The following is a 17,675-nucleotide window of genomic DNA, read 5'->3' as shown; positions in this document are numbered from 1 at the left end:
TAAGCCCGTTTGGCAAGGGCGGCATCAATGCCTATGCGTATTGCTCTAACAATCCGATTACGCGTGTGGATCGGACGGGGCAAAACTGGGTGACTCAAGTATTTAAACCATTTAAAAAAGCGCACAAGTATTTCCCTACACTAGATAAATCAATCAGTGATGACGCCAGATATATACATGCCTTAGAAGCAGCAACCAACACGCTATCCCGCAAAGAAAAAATCAACAAGATCACTAGATATATAGATGATATTAACGTTATCAACGACAAAATAAAATACGATATAAAAAGCGCAGAAAACATAATTAAGAAGATGGGGCGTGAGATGCCATCATCATTCTCTAAAAGTGTCATAGAAAACACAAGCCTAAGTCTCTTTCGCCTTGAATTCGAGTCTGCCCTGCATGAACAATATTCCGTAAAAACCATAGATTATCTAAGGAAACTCTGAAAAAGCCCATTTTTTGGAAAATCATCGACCTGGAGGCCGCGTATTCCCTGGGGTTGATTTCTTAAGATAGGGCTTTTTCAGACCATCCTTAAAACAAGTCACGACTACACACCAACCAATCTGCGGGCGCTGCGCGTTGATTGCCGCCAGCACTTCAAACCCTGGAGCGGACTCGTCTCATCATCTTTTAAAAGATCAAAAGATCGCGAGGCAAGCTCGCTCCAGGGGGTTAAGTGTTAGCGGAACACCAGCCCGCCATCGATCAGCGGTGCTTGGCCTGTCATGTAGTCGGCGTCCGGGCTGGCCAAATAGGCGATGTGCATCGACCCGCCCTTGCCTCGGCAGAGCCCAGAATCCTTGCCAAAGATTTCCGCCATCATCGCGTGAATGTCACAACCTTTGGCGATGCAATGGCCATGACCTCGGTGGGTTGAATCGATGTAGTCGGCGTCTTTAAGGTTCTCGTTAACCCCGATGGCGATGGCCTCCTCACCGCAATAAAGGTGAATGAATCCGGGGATATCGCCAGTGGTGTTCTCTTGATGGAGACGTTCTTTGAACACGCGAATTTCGCGCATTTTTCGATAGACCTTAAGCAGTTCTGACTTGCTAAGCGACATGGGTTCGCCCTCTTGTCTTGGCTTTTTTTATTGGGGGTATCGAACACCTGACGGCGTACGACGATGGCGCTCCCTTACGGTAAGCGTCTAAAGTCGCAGCCATAACTACCCGTTTGGGGGGGCGCGACACGTGCCTCTTGGGGGGTACTCTTTCCCCCCCCAAGGGCAGCGTCAGCCAAGCGCTAGAGGGATACATAACAACAATGACCCAGGCCAAATCTTTGACCCCGCTCAAGCGTCAGACTGCATTTGGTCTTGACCACGGCTTACCGCTCATTGGCACCAAACTGGTACCGCCCCGCTCGGCCGGGACGGTCTTGGCGCGCACGCGCCTGTTGGAAAAAATCAACCTGGTGCAAGAGCGCTGCATGGCGCTGGTATGCGGCCCCGCCGGGTTCGGCAAAACCACGTTGCTGGGGCAATGGCGCCAGCGCTTGCTCAAACAAGGCCACAGCGTGGCCTGGCTCAGCCTGGATGAGCAGGACGACACCCCGCAGGTCTTTCGCCGTTATTTGCTGGCAGCCTTGAGCCAGGCCAGCGGTCAGCCGCTGGAGCATGTCGAGGGATTGGTAGACAGCGTGGAGCAGGCGGATAGTCGGTTTATCCGAGAGCTGATCAACCTGATGCAACAGCGGCAAAACGCCCTGTACCTGGTACTCGACGACCTGCACCTGATCAGCCACCCCGCCATCCTCAGCGACCTCGAACAATTGCTGCAACATGCACCCAACTGCTTTCACGTGCTGGTGGGCAGCCACAGCGTTCCGGCACTGCCGTTGAGCCGTTTGCAGGCGCGCAATCAGTTGCTCGAAATTGACACCAACGCCCTGCGTTTCAACATTGAAGAAACCCAGGACTACCTGGCGAGTGCCAACCCCCAGCGTTTTCCGGCGTCTGACCTGCAACGGGTGCTGAACCTGACCGAAGGCCGGATCACCGGTATCCAGATGGCAGCACTGGCGCCCAGCGATCCGTTACGCAACCTCAACCGCCTGCACTTGGGCAACCGGCAGATCGGGCGTTATTTGTACGACGTGGTGTTGGCTCCGCTGCCCGTGCCCTTGCAAGAATTTCTGTTGAAAACTTCAATTCTGGGACGCCTGACCCCGTCGCTGTGTAACGCAGTCACCGGGCACGACGACGCCCACGAGCGGCTGGCCGAGATCGAGCGGCACAACTTGTTTCTGTTTTCACTGGACAACCAGGGGCACTGGTTTCGCTATCACACCCTGTTTGTCGAAACCCTCAATGAACGGCTCAAACACAGCGACATTGCCGTGGTGCAGCTGCACGAACGCGCCAGCAACTGGCTGGCCAAGCATCAATACTGGGCCGAGGCGATCCGACACGCACTGGCGGCAGGCAAGCTCGGCAGTCGCGACGATTGCGCCAATCAGGGCGCACAATCGCTGGCCGAAGAAGGCGATGTCGGCACGCTGGTGCGCTGGTTGCAGCAGATGCCTGAAATCGCCAGCCAACCACTGGATGAGCCACGAATCGACCTGCAACTCAACCTGGCCTGGGCGTTGGGGCATCACTTTCACTTCTCGGCGTCCAGGGGCTTGCTCGATAGCCTGCGGCCCCTGTTCAACACCTCGCAGCCAAGCACCAGGCTGAGCATCAAATATCAAGTGATGGGTGCCATTACCGAGGCCTTTGCTGAAAATATCAGCCAGAGCATCGAGCGCGTTGAACCGTTGCTGGCGCACGTACCGTGCGGTGATCCGTGGGTCGACGGGTTGATCTGCAACATCCTCAGTTATAACTACATGACCCAAGGCCATTACCCAAAGGCCCAAGCCGTACAGCGCCACATGCCATGCCCGACCACGCCGTCACACAACCTCTTTGTCACGGTTTACCGAGCCTTCGTGCTGGGGCTAAGCCACTTTCGACAAGCAGACCTGCACAGCGCCGAACAGTATTACCGCCAGGCGCTCACCCCGGCCGAAGTCCTCACCGGCCCGCAATCGAGCGGCAGCGCCACACTCGCAGCGCTCTTGGCCGAGTTGCTGTATGAACGCGGCGACTGGCCAGCCCTGCACACACTCGTGGCGCAGCGCCTGAACCAGATAGATGTCATCGCCCCGCTGGATGCCCTGCTTGGGGCGTACGCCAGCCTGGCACGTCGCGCCCTGCTGCTGAGCGACCCTTCGCAGGCGCGCTACCTGCTGGAGCATGCACAACAATTGGCAACGTTACGCCGTTGGCCACGGCTGCAAGCCGGGTTGCTGGTCGAGGAAATACGTATTCACCTGGCCTGCGAGCAACTGCCTCAGGCGCTGGAGTTACAGGCGCAATTTGAAACGCTGGACCCGCTCACGGCGCATGCCGACATCAGCCGTGCTCGCACCGAAGCGCACTGCCATATCGCCGCCGCGCAAAAGCAATGGTCGGTGGCCGCCACGTTATGGCAAGGCTTGCTGGAAAACGATGAACGCCAAGGCCAATTGCTGCGCGCCGCCCGCAGTCGCGCGGCATTGGCCTGTGCGTTATGGCCGGATGATCAGGCGAGCGCCGTGACGACCTTGCTGCCGCTGCTTAATCTGGCGTGTCGCCAAAACCTGCGACGCAGCCTGCTGGATGCGGGGGATGCCATGCCAGCGCTGCTCGAAACGCTTTTGAAAAGCGCACGTGGCGAGACCGCCGATTACCTGCGCAGCCTGCTCGAAGACAGCGCCCCACACATCCATCGCCAAGGCAATGCCAACCGCGAGCCAAGTTTGAGTGAGCGCGAGTTGCAAATCCTGCAACTGATTGCACAAGGTCAGGCCAACAAAGAAATAGCCCGCAGCCTGGATATTTCAGCCGAGACCGTGAAATGGCATCTCAAGAACCTGTTCTGCAAGTTGCATGTGACGAGCCGTATTCAGGCGATTACTCGGGCGCAGAAACTCAACGTATTGGATTAGAAAACCGCTGTCGGAGCGAGCTAGCCTCACGATCTTTTGATCTTTAAACCATCGCGCAGAGCCCATGAAATAAGCATCGAGCAACGCCGCCATGCGCCACGAGGGCTTTCGTTCCTAGGGGCCCTGTATCCAATGTTGCCAGGCGGTGTTGCAGAGCTTGAGGAGGGAACAACCGCTCCCTTCGCTCTGCACCTTGCCTGGCTAAATTTGACCCAACGACGCGGCTTGCAATGAAACGCCTAGCCCCAAAACCCCGGTTTAACCGTCAATGCCTCACGCAGTTGAGCAATGCTGACGCTGCGTTGTTCGGGGTCGAAGCTCAGTGCCTGGCGCACATAAGGCCAGGCATATCGCGACAATCGCTGGGGCCGTTTCAGTTTTATTTTGGGCCGCATATCGCGGGCTTCGGTGGCTTGCATCCGGTTGAACGGATGCTTGCCACTGGCCAGTTCGTACAGTAAACACCCCAACGCATACAGGTCGGCGACTCGGGTCAGCGGCGCTCCTTCAAGAATTTCGGGAGCGGCGTAGCCGGGGGTCCAGGCGTTGACCCGGCGCCGGCTCACATGCGCCAAGCCGTCTAATGTGCCCTCCTCCGCTTGCCCCAAACCAAAGTCGAACAACCGGATTCCGTCTTCGCTGAGCAAAACATTGCTCGGCTTGATGTCGCCGTGCAGCACACCTCGTTCATGGGCATGACTCAGGGCATCCAGCAGCGGCAAGGCAATGTCGCGTAACTCATACCACGCCATCCCCAAAGGACGTTCACACAACAAACGGTCCAGGGTCGGGCCGCGCAACAGCTCCATCACCACAAACACCCGCTGGTGTTGCGTGTCGACTTCAAAGCTGTACACGCGCAGTACATTGGGGTGGCGTAAGTGGCGTATCAGCGCGAACTCACTGAACAGCAACGCGCTGGCGTCCGGTGAGTGTTCGTATGCTTCGCTGAGCACTTTGAGCGCGACGTAAGGCTGCGGGTCTGCGAATTGTTCGTGCAACAGATCCACTGCCCGATACACCGTGCCCATGCCACCTGCGCCCAGCAAACGTTCGATTCGGTAACGCTTGCCCAGCACTGTGGGCATTGCGCGGAAATCGGGGGTTGTTGCCGGTGTTTGCGCTGACCTTTCAAGATCCGTCATTGGCGAATCACCACCGCGCTCACGTTGTCACTGGCTGCACCGCGCAGCACTCCATCAAACAGACGCGCCAGCGCAACTTGCGGCGAAATCAGGCTCAATGCATTGCCTAATTCGCGGTGACTGAGGCCTTGGTACAACCCATCGCTGCACAGCAAAAAGACGTCGTCGGGCAGCGCTTCAAGCTCGACCACACTCAGGTTCAAGTGCTCGCTTGCCCCAATTGCACGGGTCAGCGCACGCGACCCCGGATAAGCAAGCGCCTCCTCAAGGCTCATGTGGTGTTCATCCATGAGTTGCTGTTGCAACGAATGATCACGCGACAGTTGATACAACTGCTGCCCACGCCATAGATAACAGCGGCTGTCCCCGGCCCAGACACACGCAGCACGCGTGCCTTCAAGCAGCAGCACCACCACGGTGCTGCCCATGAGGCTATCGATAGGCTGGTCGCTGACGGTCAGTTCCTGGCCCATTCGGCGGTTGAGCCAGTGCAGGCATTGACGCACCGCCTCAAGCCGCTGATCAAAGGTCTGTGGTTGTGTCAGTTCACCCAGGCTGTTGACAATCAACTGGCTGGCAATATCGCCAGCACGATGACCGCCCATGCCATCAGCCACCGCCCAGAGCCCACGCTCCGGGCAGTCGAGAATGGCATCTTCGTTACGCGCCCGCACCTTGCCCTGATCGGTACCGGCCGCGCTGCGCCACTGTGAGGCTACGTGCATCACAGTTGCTCAGGCAGACGCAAGCTGCGCAGCACGTCCATATCGAACGGGTTGGGGGTGCGCTGGCTCATCAACAGGTAATTGGCACGCAATCCGCCGACTTCTGCTTTGAGGATCATCACATCGCGTCCGCTCAGGTAGTCGATCTGCATCAGGTCCAGTATCCGAAACAACGACCAGGGCCCGGTGCTTTTCTCGATGCCAACCGGGCGCCCGACCATTTTTTCCATGACCAGGCTGGTGCGGCCGTTTTCGGCCTCGGTAGGCCACTGCAAGGTGAGCGGCACAATCGGACCATGACGGTACTCGATTGACTGGTTGCCAAAACGGAACTCGGAGCGGCTGACACTGGAGTCAAGGTTGTAGGGCTCAAGGGTGAACTGCACCTGAGGTTCTGCCGGATTTTGCGCAAAGAAGCTTTGGCGGATCACCTGTACGGCGGCCATTTGCTCAAAGTAGGTTTTGGCCATCGGCAAGCCTTGCCCGTCGATGCTGCGCAGCCGGTAACTACCCGCCTCACCGCTGACAAAAGGTCGCATGTACGCCTCAAAGAAGCGCTCACTGATGCCTTGTGCCCGGAAGAACTCGCGGAAGTCATTCAAGGCCACGTCGCTGCTGCTGTGGGCACTGAACGGGTAACGCTTTTTGATCGCCCGCACGTAGAAGCTGTACAACTCGCGCTGATAACGCTGATTGATGAAATGATACGAATCGTCGAGCACCAAGCGCCAGGTGTCGTCGGCCAAGCCGTTGAACCAGCCGTTAAGCGGACTCGGCAAGCGCTGTGAAGCCTGACGCAGCTGGCTCAAGGCATCACGTTGGCCGCTCATGCGCAGCTTGGCCATGTCGAACGCAGCCTGATCCGGTGCACTGGCGCGCGCCAGACCCGCCAGTTGCAGTTGTACTTCATTGAGCGCTTGCAAGGCCGATGTGAGGTCTGCGGTCGGACCATCGTTTTCATCCAGCAAGCGGTGCAAAGGTTCGAACCGACGCTGCAAGGCTTTCTTCGCTGTGTCCGGCAGGTTGGCTGCCAATGCGTCCGAGGCTTTCGTCGCCACTGCAGTCGCGACCTTGCCAAGTGCCCCCAGTTTTGGCGTGGCGCTGTCATCCGTCGCCGGCAGGGCTTCAAGGTCTTCGACCAGGCTCGGGAAGCGGGTGTTGGCACGCACCTCGAGCAACAGTTGCACAACCGCAGAATTGGCCGATGTCAGGCCTGCAAACTGCTCTGCGCCTTCACGGGCAGTGTTGAAAGGTTGCAAGGCCAACTGGCCGACGGCTTCGCTCCAGTGGGTGGCGTAATCGCGAAAGTACAGTTGTTCAAGCTCAACCATCAGCTTGCGCATGTCCATCGGGCTGATGCTGTTGCCCTCACCCAGCACCCAGTTATCACGCAGGATCTCACTGACCAGGGTGGCGCCCTGAACCGAGAAATACTGTTTGTAGCCTTGTTCGGTATAGAACCCAGGTATCGCATAGTCGGCGCCGCTGAACACGCCGCCTTGCGGGCCCAGATGCTGATCGAAACTATAAGGCGCCAATGCGTGGGCCTGGTCACGCAGCATGCGGTACACCACAGACGCCAAAGACTCATTGCGCAATGCCTGACGCGCCTGAGCTATCAGCGTGTCATTGAGCGGGTATTTAAAGGTCTGGCCCAGCAAGCGGGCGAAGTGTTGATTCAGCCCATTCTGCACGGCGGTGTTGCCGGGATAGCGTGCCGACCAGTCGGCGGCCACCCACGCCCGCAGCCAAGCGTTGTCACGCCGCTCAGGCATGCCGAGCATCAGGTATGCACGCACACTGTTGAGCAGGCGATCGCGGTTATTAAGGTTGGCGCGGATCTGGCTTTCCAGTTGCTGCGCAACACGTGGCAGCAACTGTGTATCGAGTTCACGCTCGTAGGCCTGCAAGACCACCGGATGACTGGCGCCGCCCTGATACAGACCGGTGCGTTCATGCAAAGGCGCGTCGTTCAACGCCGGATAAACACGCGTGGCGGCGTATTGTATGTCGAGGGTCTTGAGCACCGCTCGGGCATCATCACGCGGGCTCAGGAGCGAACGCTGTTTGGCCCTTAGCTGGGCCAATTCACGCAGGGTATCCAGACGATCAAGATTGGATGAGAAGCTGTAGGCCCAGAGCAGGCCCAACCCGCTCAGCACCACCAAGGCCCCGACGAACATGGCACGTTGGCCCCAACTGATTCGCCGACGCTCACGTTTGTCCAGCCCAGCCAGTTGCGCTTCGGGGAAAATGACCCGGCTTAGCAGGTGATAAATAAAGTGCGAGCGCCCACTGTGCAAAGTCGGCAGCACCTGGGCTTTGATCCCCAGTTTGGAGCCAACTTCAGCGGTAGCAGGGTCCAGTTTTTGTTTCAGGTGCGGCGCACTGGTCAGGTAAAAGCCCCGCAGAGGGCTGGCGCGCTGGTAGCGATTACCGGTAAACGCCATGTCGACAAACAGACACAGACGCTCGCCAATGCCTCCCAGTTGGTGAGGGAAGTCAAGGATCCGCCCGCGACGCTGGCTGTCACGCTCTTGGTGCATGCGCGTGATGATCTGACTGTTGAGACGCCCCAACAAGGCTTCAAACTCGGTGCGCAGCAGCGACACATCGGAGCCGCTCTGACCTTTGGTAAAGCTCGCGCCAAAGACCTGATCGCTTTCTTCACGGGTCAGTTGCTCGAAAAATTCGGTGAAGCCCAGCAGCTTGTCAGCCTTGCTGAGCACCAGATAAACCGGCACCTCGATGTGCAAGGTTTGATGGATGTCTTGCAGTCGCAAACGAATCCGCTCGGCCAGCTCAGACAAGCTGCTTTCATCGTTTGAAAACAAGGCATCGACGGGCACGGTGACCAGCACGCCATTCAATGGCCGTTCGCGTCGGCGCTTGCGCAGCAAACCGAGCAGCGTCCTCCAGTCATGGGTGTCGGCAGGTGTTTCACTCTGCGTCAGGTAACGTCCGGCAGTGTCTATCAGCACGCCGTGTTCAGCGAAATACCAGTCGCACTGACGGGTGCCGCTGGTGTCACGCGTAAGCTTGCGGTCAATTTTGTTCAGCGGGAAATCAAGCCCCGAGAAGTCCAACAGACTGGTCTTGCCGCTGCCAGTGGGGCCGATCAGCAGATACCAGGGCAACTCGTCGCGCCAGCGTTCACTGCGCCCGCGGTACACGCTGGACGTTTTGAGCGTACGCAGCGCATCTTTGAAGCGTGTGCGCAGCTCTTTGTGTGACGCATCAATCAGTGCTTCGCGGCGCAAGCGTTCCTTGCCGGTCTCACTGTCTTCGGCTTCTTGTTTACGCACGCCGGCGCGCCAACTGACGAAGACCATGCACAGGCCCCAGATCAGGCACAGCGCACTGATGGTGATAAGTCGAGCACTGGCATCAGCCCAAAATTTATAGTCATTGACCGCCAGCAACGGCCCGACCCACCAGATCAGCAGCGCAATCGACAGCAGCAGTAGCAGCGTCCAGACCCAGGTCTGGCACACAAAGGCGCCAACCTTTTTAAACGTGTTTTTCATCAGTTATTCCTATTTACAACTGCGGCCGGACAACCGGTGCGTCGAGCTGTTGATACGGTTGCAACACCGTCTCGCGCTTTTCGCCCAGAACCCAGGCAAAGCCCGAAAACATGACAGCCAGACACCCGGCCGTGAACAGTGCCAATAACCACCCCGGTACGATGCGGGTCAGGCTGCTGCGACCGGACTTGAGCCCTTGCCAGTGAGGGGACAGCTCGCGCGGAACATCGCCGCGCAAGTGCCGGATCTGCCGAAACAGCGCATCGCGAATGCTGTCGAGCTCCAGAATGCCGCGCTCCACGACCCGGAACTTGCCTTCAAATCCAAGGGCCAGGCACAGGTACACCAGCTCCAGAAGCGACAAGTTGTGAACCGGGTCTTTGCACAGTTGATCGAGCACTTGAAAAACCTTTTCGCCACCAAAGGTCTCGTTGTGGAAACCGCTGAGCAGGCTGTTCTGTGACCAGTCGCTTTCCTTGCCCCAGGGCGTGGTCACCACGGCCTCGTCGACCACCGTGCACAGCACGTAACGGGCTTTCATCATCTGTTGGTTATCGACGCCGTTGCGCAGGGCGTTGACTTCGAATGCCTGGAGTGCGGATTTAAGCTCAGCATGCAGTCCGATCAAGGTGTCTGCGCTGGTGCTGTGTTTGATACGCACCACGTGCGACAGCACTTCGCTGGCGGCAGCTACCAGCGGGTTGACGCTCACGCTGAACGTGTCCGCCGGCGCTAATCGGGCCGAATAAATCATGCGCTCTTCGAGCTGTTCGATTTTTGGCGGCGCCTGCCCATCGGTCAGTGCATCGGTTTCAGATCCCTGGCCCAGACGGAATGCCATCACTGTGCGGTCATCGGTTGGATGTTCTATGTCGGTGCTCATGGAGATCAGTTCCTGATGGCCCAAAATTGCAGTTCAAGCGCTGAAAACTCACCCGACACGTGGAAGGCAAAACCACCGGAGCGCTCCAGTTGTGCCAGCTCTTCGTTGCCGAGTTCGAGGATGAAATAGGTTTTGTTGGAGTGAAACGGGATCTGCCGCGGCGCCACAGGCAAGGGTTTGACCTTAAAGCCCGGCAAGTGCAGGTTGACCAGTTGGCGAATGTTCTCGACCGGCCCGATCTTGAGGTGCGCCGGTAAGCGATGGCGCAGTTCCTCGCTGTCGCAATGGGCATGGGCAGCCAATACAAACGAGGTCGTGGAGAGCAATTTGTGGTCGGTCAGCGGCGACACCAGAATCCCGTATTGACGGTTTTCCAGCACCAGCTCAGTGGCGTGCTGTTCAAGCACCATCGACAGCACCTGGCGAATCGAGTCCATCAATGCGCGGAAGCTCTCACCCTGGTTGCTGTGCTCATAGGTGCTCTGCAACTGAGGCCGCTTGCTCTCGCTGCCAAAGGTCGCCAGGTCGCCTAACATCGCCAGCAACGCGCAATACAACTCTTCGGGGTGCAGCTGCTCCAGGCTTAAATAGTGGCGCAACACCAGCTCTGTGCGGTTGACCAACTGGAGCATCATGAAGTCACCGACCTCTGCCCCGCCGACCTTGCCATTGGAGCGAATGCGATCGGCCAGTGCATCCCCCCGATTGCTGATCATGCTGATGACTTCTTTGAGGCACGACAGCACATAGCCCGAAGCATGAGCGTGGATGAAGGTCGGAATGAATTGTTCATTGAGCCGAATCGCGCCATCTGAGGTGGAATCGAGGATTTGGCACAGTTGCAATTTGACGCAAGCCTGCTCGCTCTGTTGCTCTCCCAGCACTAGGCGAAAATCAGGGCGCGCACAGCTGACCTGGCTGCTGGAATCATCACCGGCGTTGGAGTCGGACACTTCTATGTCGTGTGCGGTATAACGCGCCAGCACATCGGTCTGGTCGCTGCGGCGGGTTTCAATGTAGTTGCCGGTGACCAGCGGCAACGCGAGGTACACCGGCGTGCTCCCCGTGTTGCGCGGCACATCCAGCACCAGCGGCGGGGTATGCCCCCCCAACTCGAACAAGCTGCCATCGGGGAAGACGCCCGACGCCTGGCTGATCACCAGTTTGCCCATGTTGAGAAATTGAACGTCGATCTCCAAGCGCAGAAAACCCCAGGTGTAACGTCCCAGCAATTGGGTGCGGATTTTCATTTGATGGTCGTAATAACGGTCGCTTTGCTGGAAGTGCTGCGGGCGTAACAGCATGCCCTCGCGCCAGATGACTTTGTGTGCATTCATGCTCAATCATCCGCCTGTGCAAGTGATCGCTTGGCGTTATGAATACCGGTCTGATCGAATATCAGGCGGGCCTCGGTCAGTTCGCCCGCCGTCACCGGCACCACGTAGCGCCATTGCGTTTGCGACAGGTCGCGGTAGGCCGCGAGCACGCCTACATAGCGGCTGCCCGGCTCGACACTAAGCTTGAGCTCGACGGTTTCGCCGGGGCGTATTTCCAGCTCTTCGCTGGTGACCAGGTCCGGCGAAAGAGAGGCTTTTGGCCGCTCATAAAGGCTGAAGAAGTCGGCGTTCTCGAAGGCAACCGGATGCTTGAGTTCCATCAAGCGGATCACCAGAGGCGACGGGCGACCGTTCAGGTCGAGGTTGATCTGGTCGCTTGCGCTCAAGCCGAGGTCGAGCTTGGTGACGCTGGAGTACGGCGACAGGGCCGAACAGCCGCTCAACAGCAACACCGTCAGTGCCAGCAAGGCGCGAAGGTAAAGGGGCGTATAACGCAACATGCGCATCATCCTTGGGGGTCATTGTGAAGGGTGGAGATCAACCGAACTTGCTCTTCGTAGGCTTGGGCAAAATCCCGGGCCAGTACGCGTTCACACCAGTCATCGTCTTGCTGCAGCGTCTGGTGATAACGGCTGAAGGCTCGCCAGCGACTGGCGGACGTCGAGATCCACGGTCGGTAGCCATCGCGCTCAAAGCGCAAAGTCAGTTGTTGGGGGGAAAAGTGTTCAAGGCTGCTGCGAACGGCTACGCGGCTGGCACTCAGCAGCGCAACCTGATGCGCTTGCACATCGCGAAACGCTCGCCAGACCACCTGCTCTGCCGACAGTTGGTGGGGCTTTTGTGGTGCCAGCAACAGGCCTAGGGCCTCAACCGCGTCATGGGTTGATTTGAGCGGGTTTTGGCGGGCGTCCGGGGCCACCGTGCGGGCCAGTCGCAGCTGGTTCTTGAGTTCACTGCGGGTCCACAGGCTTTGCTGCAAACCGGCGATGCTCTGCTTAAGCAGGCGGGCAGCCTTTAGCGCCAGCACTTCTCGGTCTGCCTGCGCCAGCGCCAGTACGTCAATGCCTAGCACTGCACCGAACTGCCCCCAAAACGCTTCGTCACGCGGTGCTTGAATGGCCGCGGCCTGATCGGGCAGTGGCGCCTGCGCAGCTTCAATCAGGTTCGGCACCACAAGGTTTTCATAGTCAACCTGAGCGAAATCTACCCGTTGTTCCCACGTGGCGGGTTGGTGGTGCTGCACCTCGGGTTGATCCAGCACCGAAAACAGGACCTCGGGCAACTCAACCCGGTCGAGCGGGTCCAGCGTCAGAAAGGCATCATCAGGAATGATGCTGCCCGCGGGCTGAGGACGGCCAGCCTGCTCCAGCCTCTCGTGCAGTTCGTGCTCCAGATGAGCACGGATCTGGAAGTCGCCGAGAAAGAACACATGGCCGTGTTCAATGCGCTGCACCTGGCCTTTGATCAGGCAGGTTTTGGCGTGATTGAAACCGGTGCCGTTGTAGCTTCTGTCCGTGAAGAAAAATGCCCCGTCCCGATAGCTGATTTCAGCGTGGTACTTGGATACTTTTTTCGACTCATCGACCAGCGTCCACTCGCAATCTGCATTGCGCCCAATCATGCCGCCTTGCTCGGTGAAGGTCTTGCGCATCACCTGCGTAGCGCCCAGCGACTGAGTATTGAGCAGGTCAAATACCAATTCCATATTGAGGCTCCTTGCGGTCACTTGCCGCGATTGACCGCTTGCGGATCACCCAATGGGCGATAGCTGTTGTCGTTAAATTTGTAGTTTCCGTTGCAGCCAGCCACGCCACCTGCAAGGGCGAAAGTCAGCAATACGGCGCACCAGAGACGGGCAGTCATCAAGGGAGTCTCCATAGGTTGGCCTGGTGCACGTTGCGATCCGTTGAGGGGCGCGCTGACGCAGGCAAAAAGAGTTGAAAGGGCATTACGACGCCCTCCTTTTTATGTCGTCCAAACTGATGTTCAGGCGCTCCAGGCGGTACAAAAGCGTGCGACGTGCCACGCCCAGTTCGTGGGCGGCCCGGGTTTGGTTACCCGCGTTTTTGTGTAAACAATCGAGCAACAGCCCCCGCTCAACCTGCTCCATGCGTTCACGCAAATTGAGGTTGGCGGGTTCGGGCCGGGTATCGCGGGGCAATGAAAAATGCTCGGCGTACAGCTCGTCGCCGTCGCACAGCAACACCGCGCGTTCGACCAGCCCCTTTAACTCACGCACGTTGCCGGGAAAGGTGTAATTCTCCAGCTGGCTCAGCGCGCACTCGGACCACAGCACCGGCTTGCGCTGCAAAAACGCGCAGGCTTGGGCCGCGAAATGCCGTGCCAGGTCAAGGATGTCGCCCTCGCGCTGACGCAATGCAGGCAAGGTGATGGGGAACTGTGCGAGTCGGTAATACAGGTCTTCGCGAAACAGCCCCTGCTCCACCAGCACAGTCAGATCGCGATGGGTGGCGGCGATGATGCGCACGTCAATCTTGTGGGTGTCGTTGGAACCCAGCGCACGGATCTCGCCCTCTTGCAGCACCCGCAGCAACTTGGCTTGCAACGACAGCGGCATATCACCGATTTCGTCCAGCAGCAGGGTGCCGCCGTCAGCCGAATCAAACAGCCCGATCCGGTCACGATCAGCACCGGTAAAGGCGCCCTTGCGGTAGCCGAACAGCTCGCTTTCGAGCAGGTCAGCGGGAAACGCCGCGCAGTTCTGCACAATGAACGGCTGGGCGTGACGGGGACCGCCGTCATGAATCGCCCGGGCCACGACTTCCTTACCGGTGCCGGTTTCACCCAACAGCAAGACCGTGTAAGCGCTGTGCACGACCTTGTTGATCAGGTGACAGGTTTGGCGCATGGCGGTGCTGCTACCGATCAGCCCACCCGCGCTGGCCAATAGACCCGCCGGCATCACAGTCTGCACGCCCTGCTGCCGCAACCGGATTTGCCCCCACACAAAAGCGCCCAATGCCCCCAGCGACAGCGCATGCCCCGACAGCTCAATGGGCTCGCGACTGGCCGCCAGCAACAGGCCCTCAACGGCCTGTTGCGCGTTCAACAACGGCACGCATAACAGCGATCGCCACGGGCCGCCCTCGCCGGGTAAAAAACTGGTGTCGTGCAGGCTCTCGTTGAGGTCATCAATACTGACCACACGGTTTTGACACAGGGAAAATTGCAGCAATTGTTCGCCCGTGTAATCGACTACCACACCCTTGGCGTGCACGGGCTGCACTTGCCCCTGAAACCACTCGCCCGTGAGTTCCAGGCGCTTGTGGGTGGCATCGAGCAGATACAACTGGCTCAACTCGCAACCGCTCAGTTGCGCCGCCGCACGTGCGCACAGCCCGGCAACGGCAGCGCCGTCGGCAGCGCGCGCCACGCTGGCAAAATGTTGCAGCAACGACTCGGCATAGGCCAAAGGGTCGGCTACGTGGGCGAACATGTCCCCCACCTCAGGCAAACTCGCAGAGCACGCTGGCCTGCGAATCAAGCGTGGCATGCACGCGGGTCAGGGTTTGCCCGTTGGCCATGGCTTCAAGCAAACGATCGGCGATCAAGGGCAATACGTGAGCGTCGAGCAAGTAGTCGATTAACCGCGCCCCGCTGTCGCTTTGGGTGCAGCGCTCGGCCAGGTGATCGACCAGACGCTGGCAATAGCTGAACGCCAGGTGTCGGCGTTGCAGACGTTCGCCCAGACGTTGCAGCTTGATTTCAATCAGTTCACGCAATACCGACCCGCTGACCGGGTAGTACGGCACCACGCGCATTCGCGCCAATAGCGCGGGTTTGAAGTGGTTACTCAGTACCGGGCGGATGCTCTGTTCGAGCACCTCGGCACTCGGTCGCGCCCCGTTCTCGCACAACGCATTAATACGATCGCTGGCAAGGTTGGAGGTCATCAGGATCAATGTGTTGCGGAAGTCTATCTCGCGACCTTCCCCATCATTGGCCACGCCTTTGTCGAAGATTTGATAGAACAGGTTGAGCACATCCGGGTCGGCTTTTTCAACCTCATCCAGCAGCACCACAGAGTACGGCTTTTGCCGTACCGCTTCGGTCAGCATGCCGCCTTCGCCGTAACCGACGTAGCCGGGTGGCGCACCGATCAGGCGCGAGACGGTGTGTTTTTCCTGGAACTCGGACATGTTGATCGTGGTGATAAACCGCTCACCGCCGTACAGCAGGTCTGCCAGGGCCAGGGCGGTTTCGGTCTTGCCAACGCCACTCGGCCCGACCAGCAGGAAAACCCCCACTGGGGCATCCGGTTTGTTAAGGCCCGCGGCCGTGGCGCGCATGGAACGGTCCAAGGCATGAACCGCCTGTTCCTGGCCACGAATACGGGTTCGCAAATCGGCACCAAAACTCGTGACTTTGGCGCTGTGCTCGCGGGCCAGTTGCGACACCGGCACGCCCGTCCAGGCGCTGATGACCTCGGCCACCAGACGCGGGCACACTTCAAAACTGACCAGCCGTTCCTGGCTGTGAGCGTCGCTCAGGGCGCAATGGGTTTGATTGAGGGCAGCTTCCAGAGCGGGAATGTTTTGACTGTTTTCCGCGTCAGTGTCTGACGCAACGACTTCACGCGCCTCGGCCAGCTGTTGACGCAATTCCAGCAGGCGCTCAGCCAATGTGCGTTGCTCAATCCAGCGTGCTTCCAGCGCCACCTGCTCACGCTGGGCCTCAAGCAAACGCTCTTCCAGCGCGGCCAATTGCGTCTGGTCAATCAGCAGACCTGCTTGTGCATCACGGCGCATCGCTTGGCGTTGACGCCCGCCTTCGGCCAGCTCGCCGCGCAACTGCTCGAGCTTTTCCGGGGCTGCGGCCAGACTGATGCGTACTCGGGCGCACGCGGTGTCGAGCACATCGACCGCTTTGTCTGGCAATTGTCGGCCCGCCAGATAGCGGGCCGACAATTGCGCGGCGGCTACCACCGCGTCGTCGCGCAGGTAAATTGCGTGGCTCTTTTCGTAGACGTGTGCCAACCCGCGCAGGATGGTGACGGCTTCATCGACGGTCGGCTCATGCAGTTGTACCGGCTGGAAGCGTCGGGCCAGCGCCGGGTCTTTCTCGAAGTATTTTTTGTACTCACCCCACGTGGTCGCAGCAATGGTGCGTAACTCGCCACGGGCCAGCGCGGGCTTGAGCAGGTTGGCCGCATCCGAACCACCGGCATTGCCACCCGCCCCGATCAGGGTATGAGCTTCATCGATAAACAGAATGATCGGGCGGGGGGACGCTTTGACTTCGTCGATCACGCCTTTGAGACGGCGTTCAAACTCACCTTTTACGCTGGCACCTGCCTGCAGCAGGCCCATGTCCAGCGAGAGCAATTCAACCCCGAGTAGCACAGGCGGCACTTCACCGGCAGCGATACGCGATGCCAGGCCTTCAACAATGGCGGTTTTACCAACCCCGGCCTCGCCCACTACGATCGGGTTGTTTTTGCGCCTGCGGGCCAGGATGTCGACCATCTGGCGAATCGCGTCGTCGCGGCATAGCACCGGGTCAAGCTTTGCGGCCCGCGCCTGCTCGGTCAGGTTGTGGGTAAAACGATGCAACAGGGACTCACCCTGCGCCGGGGATTGGCCATGAATGGGCTGTTCCTGCTGCGACAACGCAAAGCCTTTGAGGCGTTCGATGTCGAGTTTGGCCAACAACGCCTGGTAAGCACTCCCGGCATAACGCAACGGGTTGCGCAGCAACGCGAGAATCAGCGCGGCTTGCTCGATCTGACTCTGCCCCAGTTCGAGTGTGGCCACCAGCAAAGCATCCTGTAACCACTGCACCAGTTGCGGCGCAAATACCGGGTTGCGCGATGAAGTGTTTTCGCTGCGCGGCTGCAAGGCCGCGCTCAACTGGCCCGCATCGATTTGCGCATCCAGCAGCGCACGCGCCAGCAACCCTTGCGGCCGTTCGAGCAATTGCAACAACAGGTCTTCAACCAGCACCTGCTCTGCTCCCCGTGCGACACAGCGCTGCGCACTGCTCTCCAGGTCACGCCGGGTGTCGGCGTCGAGTGCCTGTATCAGTTGTTGCAGGTCTACGTTGATCATGGCCAT

The 17,675-nt window shown here is 58.9% G+C and carries 12 protein-coding genes and 1 pseudogene; 2 read left to right on the top strand and 11 right to left on the bottom strand.

Annotation, left to right across the window (positions count from 1 at the left end):
* Positions 1 to 452: pseudogene (locus ACIQYF_RS20715) on the top strand (hypothetical protein); the annotation flags it as partial.
* 236 nt (positions 453 to 688) lie between these two features.
* On the opposite strand, the gene ACIQYF_RS20710 reads toward ACIQYF_RS20715, so the two are convergent.
* Positions 689 to 1,030, bottom strand: coding sequence for a thiamine pyrophosphate-dependent enzyme (locus tag ACIQYF_RS20710; protein ID WP_402865546.1), 342 nt, complete (start codon positions 1,028 to 1,030; stop codon positions 689 to 691).
* Between the two features lie 245 nt (positions 1,031 to 1,275).
* Here ACIQYF_RS20710 and ACIQYF_RS20705 point away from each other — a divergent pair, with 245 nt between their 5' ends.
* On the top strand, positions 1,276 to 3,984 hold the full coding sequence (locus ACIQYF_RS20705; protein ID WP_402865539.1) for a LuxR C-terminal-related transcriptional regulator: 2,709 nt from the start codon (positions 1,276 to 1,278) through the stop codon (positions 3,982 to 3,984).
* 239 nt (positions 3,985 to 4,223) lie between these two features.
* On the opposite strand, the gene ACIQYF_RS20700 is transcribed toward ACIQYF_RS20705, so the two are convergent.
* From ACIQYF_RS20700 to tssH, 10 genes are all read right to left on the bottom strand, one after another.
* A complete protein-coding gene (locus tag ACIQYF_RS20700) occupies positions 4,224 to 5,129 on the bottom strand; it encodes a serine/threonine-protein kinase (protein WP_402865537.1) in 906 nt (301 codons plus the stop codon).
* Positions 5,126 to 5,854, bottom strand: coding sequence for a PP2C family protein-serine/threonine phosphatase (locus ACIQYF_RS20695; protein ID WP_402865535.1), 729 nt, complete (start codon positions 5,852 to 5,854; stop codon positions 5,126 to 5,128). Before ACIQYF_RS20695 ends, ACIQYF_RS20700 begins: the two co-directional genes overlap by 4 nt.
* The gene (gene tssM / locus ACIQYF_RS20690; protein ID WP_402865533.1) at positions 5,854 to 9,381 is read right to left on the bottom strand and encodes a type VI secretion system membrane subunit TssM; all 3,528 of its coding nucleotides are present in this window, start codon (positions 9,379 to 9,381) and stop codon (positions 5,854 to 5,856) included. Before tssM ends, ACIQYF_RS20695 begins: the two co-directional genes overlap by 1 nt.
* Before the next feature lie 13 nt (positions 9,382 to 9,394).
* A complete protein-coding gene (icmH, locus tag ACIQYF_RS20685) occupies positions 9,395 to 10,264 on the bottom strand; it encodes a type IVB secretion system protein IcmH/DotU (RefSeq protein ID WP_402865531.1) in 870 nt (289 codons plus the stop codon).
* 5 nt (positions 10,265 to 10,269) lie between these two features.
* Positions 10,270 to 11,601: a type VI secretion system baseplate subunit TssK gene (gene tssK / locus ACIQYF_RS20680; protein ID WP_402865529.1), complete on the bottom strand. Its 1,332-nt coding sequence runs from the start codon at positions 11,599 to 11,601 to the stop codon at positions 10,270 to 10,272.
* Between the two features lie 2 nt (positions 11,602 to 11,603).
* The gene (gene tssJ, locus ACIQYF_RS20675) at positions 11,604 to 12,101 is read right to left on the bottom strand and encodes a type VI secretion system lipoprotein TssJ (RefSeq protein ID WP_402865527.1); all 498 of its coding nucleotides are present in this window, start codon (positions 12,099 to 12,101) and stop codon (positions 11,604 to 11,606) included.
* A gap of 5 nt (positions 12,102 to 12,106) precedes the next feature.
* Positions 12,107 to 13,306 (bottom strand): type VI secretion system-associated FHA domain protein TagH, encoded by a 1,200-nt coding sequence (gene tagH, locus ACIQYF_RS20670; protein WP_402865525.1) that lies wholly within the window; start codon positions 13,304 to 13,306, stop codon positions 12,107 to 12,109.
* A 17-nt stretch (positions 13,307 to 13,323) separates the two neighbouring features.
* Positions 13,324 to 13,464 (bottom strand): type VI secretion protein, encoded by a 141-nt coding sequence (locus ACIQYF_RS20665; protein ID WP_402865523.1) that lies wholly within the window; start codon positions 13,462 to 13,464, stop codon positions 13,324 to 13,326.
* Between the two features lie 85 nt (positions 13,465 to 13,549).
* Positions 13,550 to 15,058 (bottom strand): sigma-54 interaction domain-containing protein, encoded by a 1,509-nt coding sequence (locus ACIQYF_RS20660; RefSeq protein ID WP_402865521.1) that lies wholly within the window; start codon positions 15,056 to 15,058, stop codon positions 13,550 to 13,552.
* 10 nt (positions 15,059 to 15,068) lie between these two features.
* Positions 15,069 to 17,675, bottom strand: a complete 2,607-nt coding sequence (gene tssH, locus ACIQYF_RS20655; RefSeq protein ID WP_402865519.1) for a type VI secretion system ATPase TssH — start codon at positions 17,673 to 17,675, stop codon at positions 15,069 to 15,071.

The organism is Pseudomonas sp. NPDC096917, from assembly GCF_044762555.1.
GTDB lineage: Bacteria > Pseudomonadota > Gammaproteobacteria > Pseudomonadales > Pseudomonadaceae > Aquipseudomonas.
Note: the sequence above shows the minus strand (reverse complement) of the source record. Positions and strands in the feature narration are given on the sequence as shown.

Bases quoted from the DNA above. Each gene is read 5' to 3' on its own strand.
- ACIQYF_RS20660 (WP_402865521.1), bottom strand. From the start codon at position 15,058: ATGTTCGCCCACGTAGCCGACCCTTTGGCCTATGCCGAGTCGTTGCTG.
- tagH (WP_402865525.1), bottom strand. From the start codon at position 13,306: ATGGAATTGGTATTTGACCTGCTCAATACTCAGTCGCTGGGCGCTACG.
- ACIQYF_RS20695 (WP_402865535.1), bottom strand. From the start codon at position 5,854: ATGCACGTAGCCTCACAGTGGCGCAGCGCGGCCGGTACCGATCAGGGC.
- tssK (WP_402865529.1), bottom strand. From the start codon at position 11,601: ATGAATGCACACAAAGTCATCTGGCGCGAGGGCATGCTGTTACGCCCG.
- ACIQYF_RS20700 (WP_402865537.1), bottom strand. From the start codon at position 5,129: ATGACGGATCTTGAAAGGTCAGCGCAAACACCGGCAACAACCCCCGAT.
- ACIQYF_RS20705 (WP_402865539.1), top strand. From the start codon at position 1,276: ATGACCCAGGCCAAATCTTTGACCCCGCTCAAGCGTCAGACTGCATTT.
- tssJ (WP_402865527.1), bottom strand. From the start codon at position 12,101: ATGTTGCGTTATACGCCCCTTTACCTTCGCGCCTTGCTGGCACTGACG.
- tssM (WP_402865533.1), bottom strand. From the start codon at position 9,381: ATGAAAAACACGTTTAAAAAGGTTGGCGCCTTTGTGTGCCAGACCTGG.
- icmH (WP_402865531.1), bottom strand. From the start codon at position 10,264: ATGAGCACCGACATAGAACATCCAACCGATGACCGCACAGTGATGGCA.
- ACIQYF_RS20665 (WP_402865523.1), bottom strand. From the start codon at position 13,464: ATGACTGCCCGTCTCTGGTGCGCCGTATTGCTGACTTTCGCCCTTGCA.
- ACIQYF_RS20710 (WP_402865546.1), bottom strand. From the start codon at position 1,030: ATGCGCGAAATTCGCGTGTTCAAAGAACGTCTCCATCAAGAGAACACC.
- tssH (WP_402865519.1), bottom strand. From the start codon at position 17,675: ATGGCCATGATCAACGTAGACCTGCAACAACTGATACAGGCACTCGAC.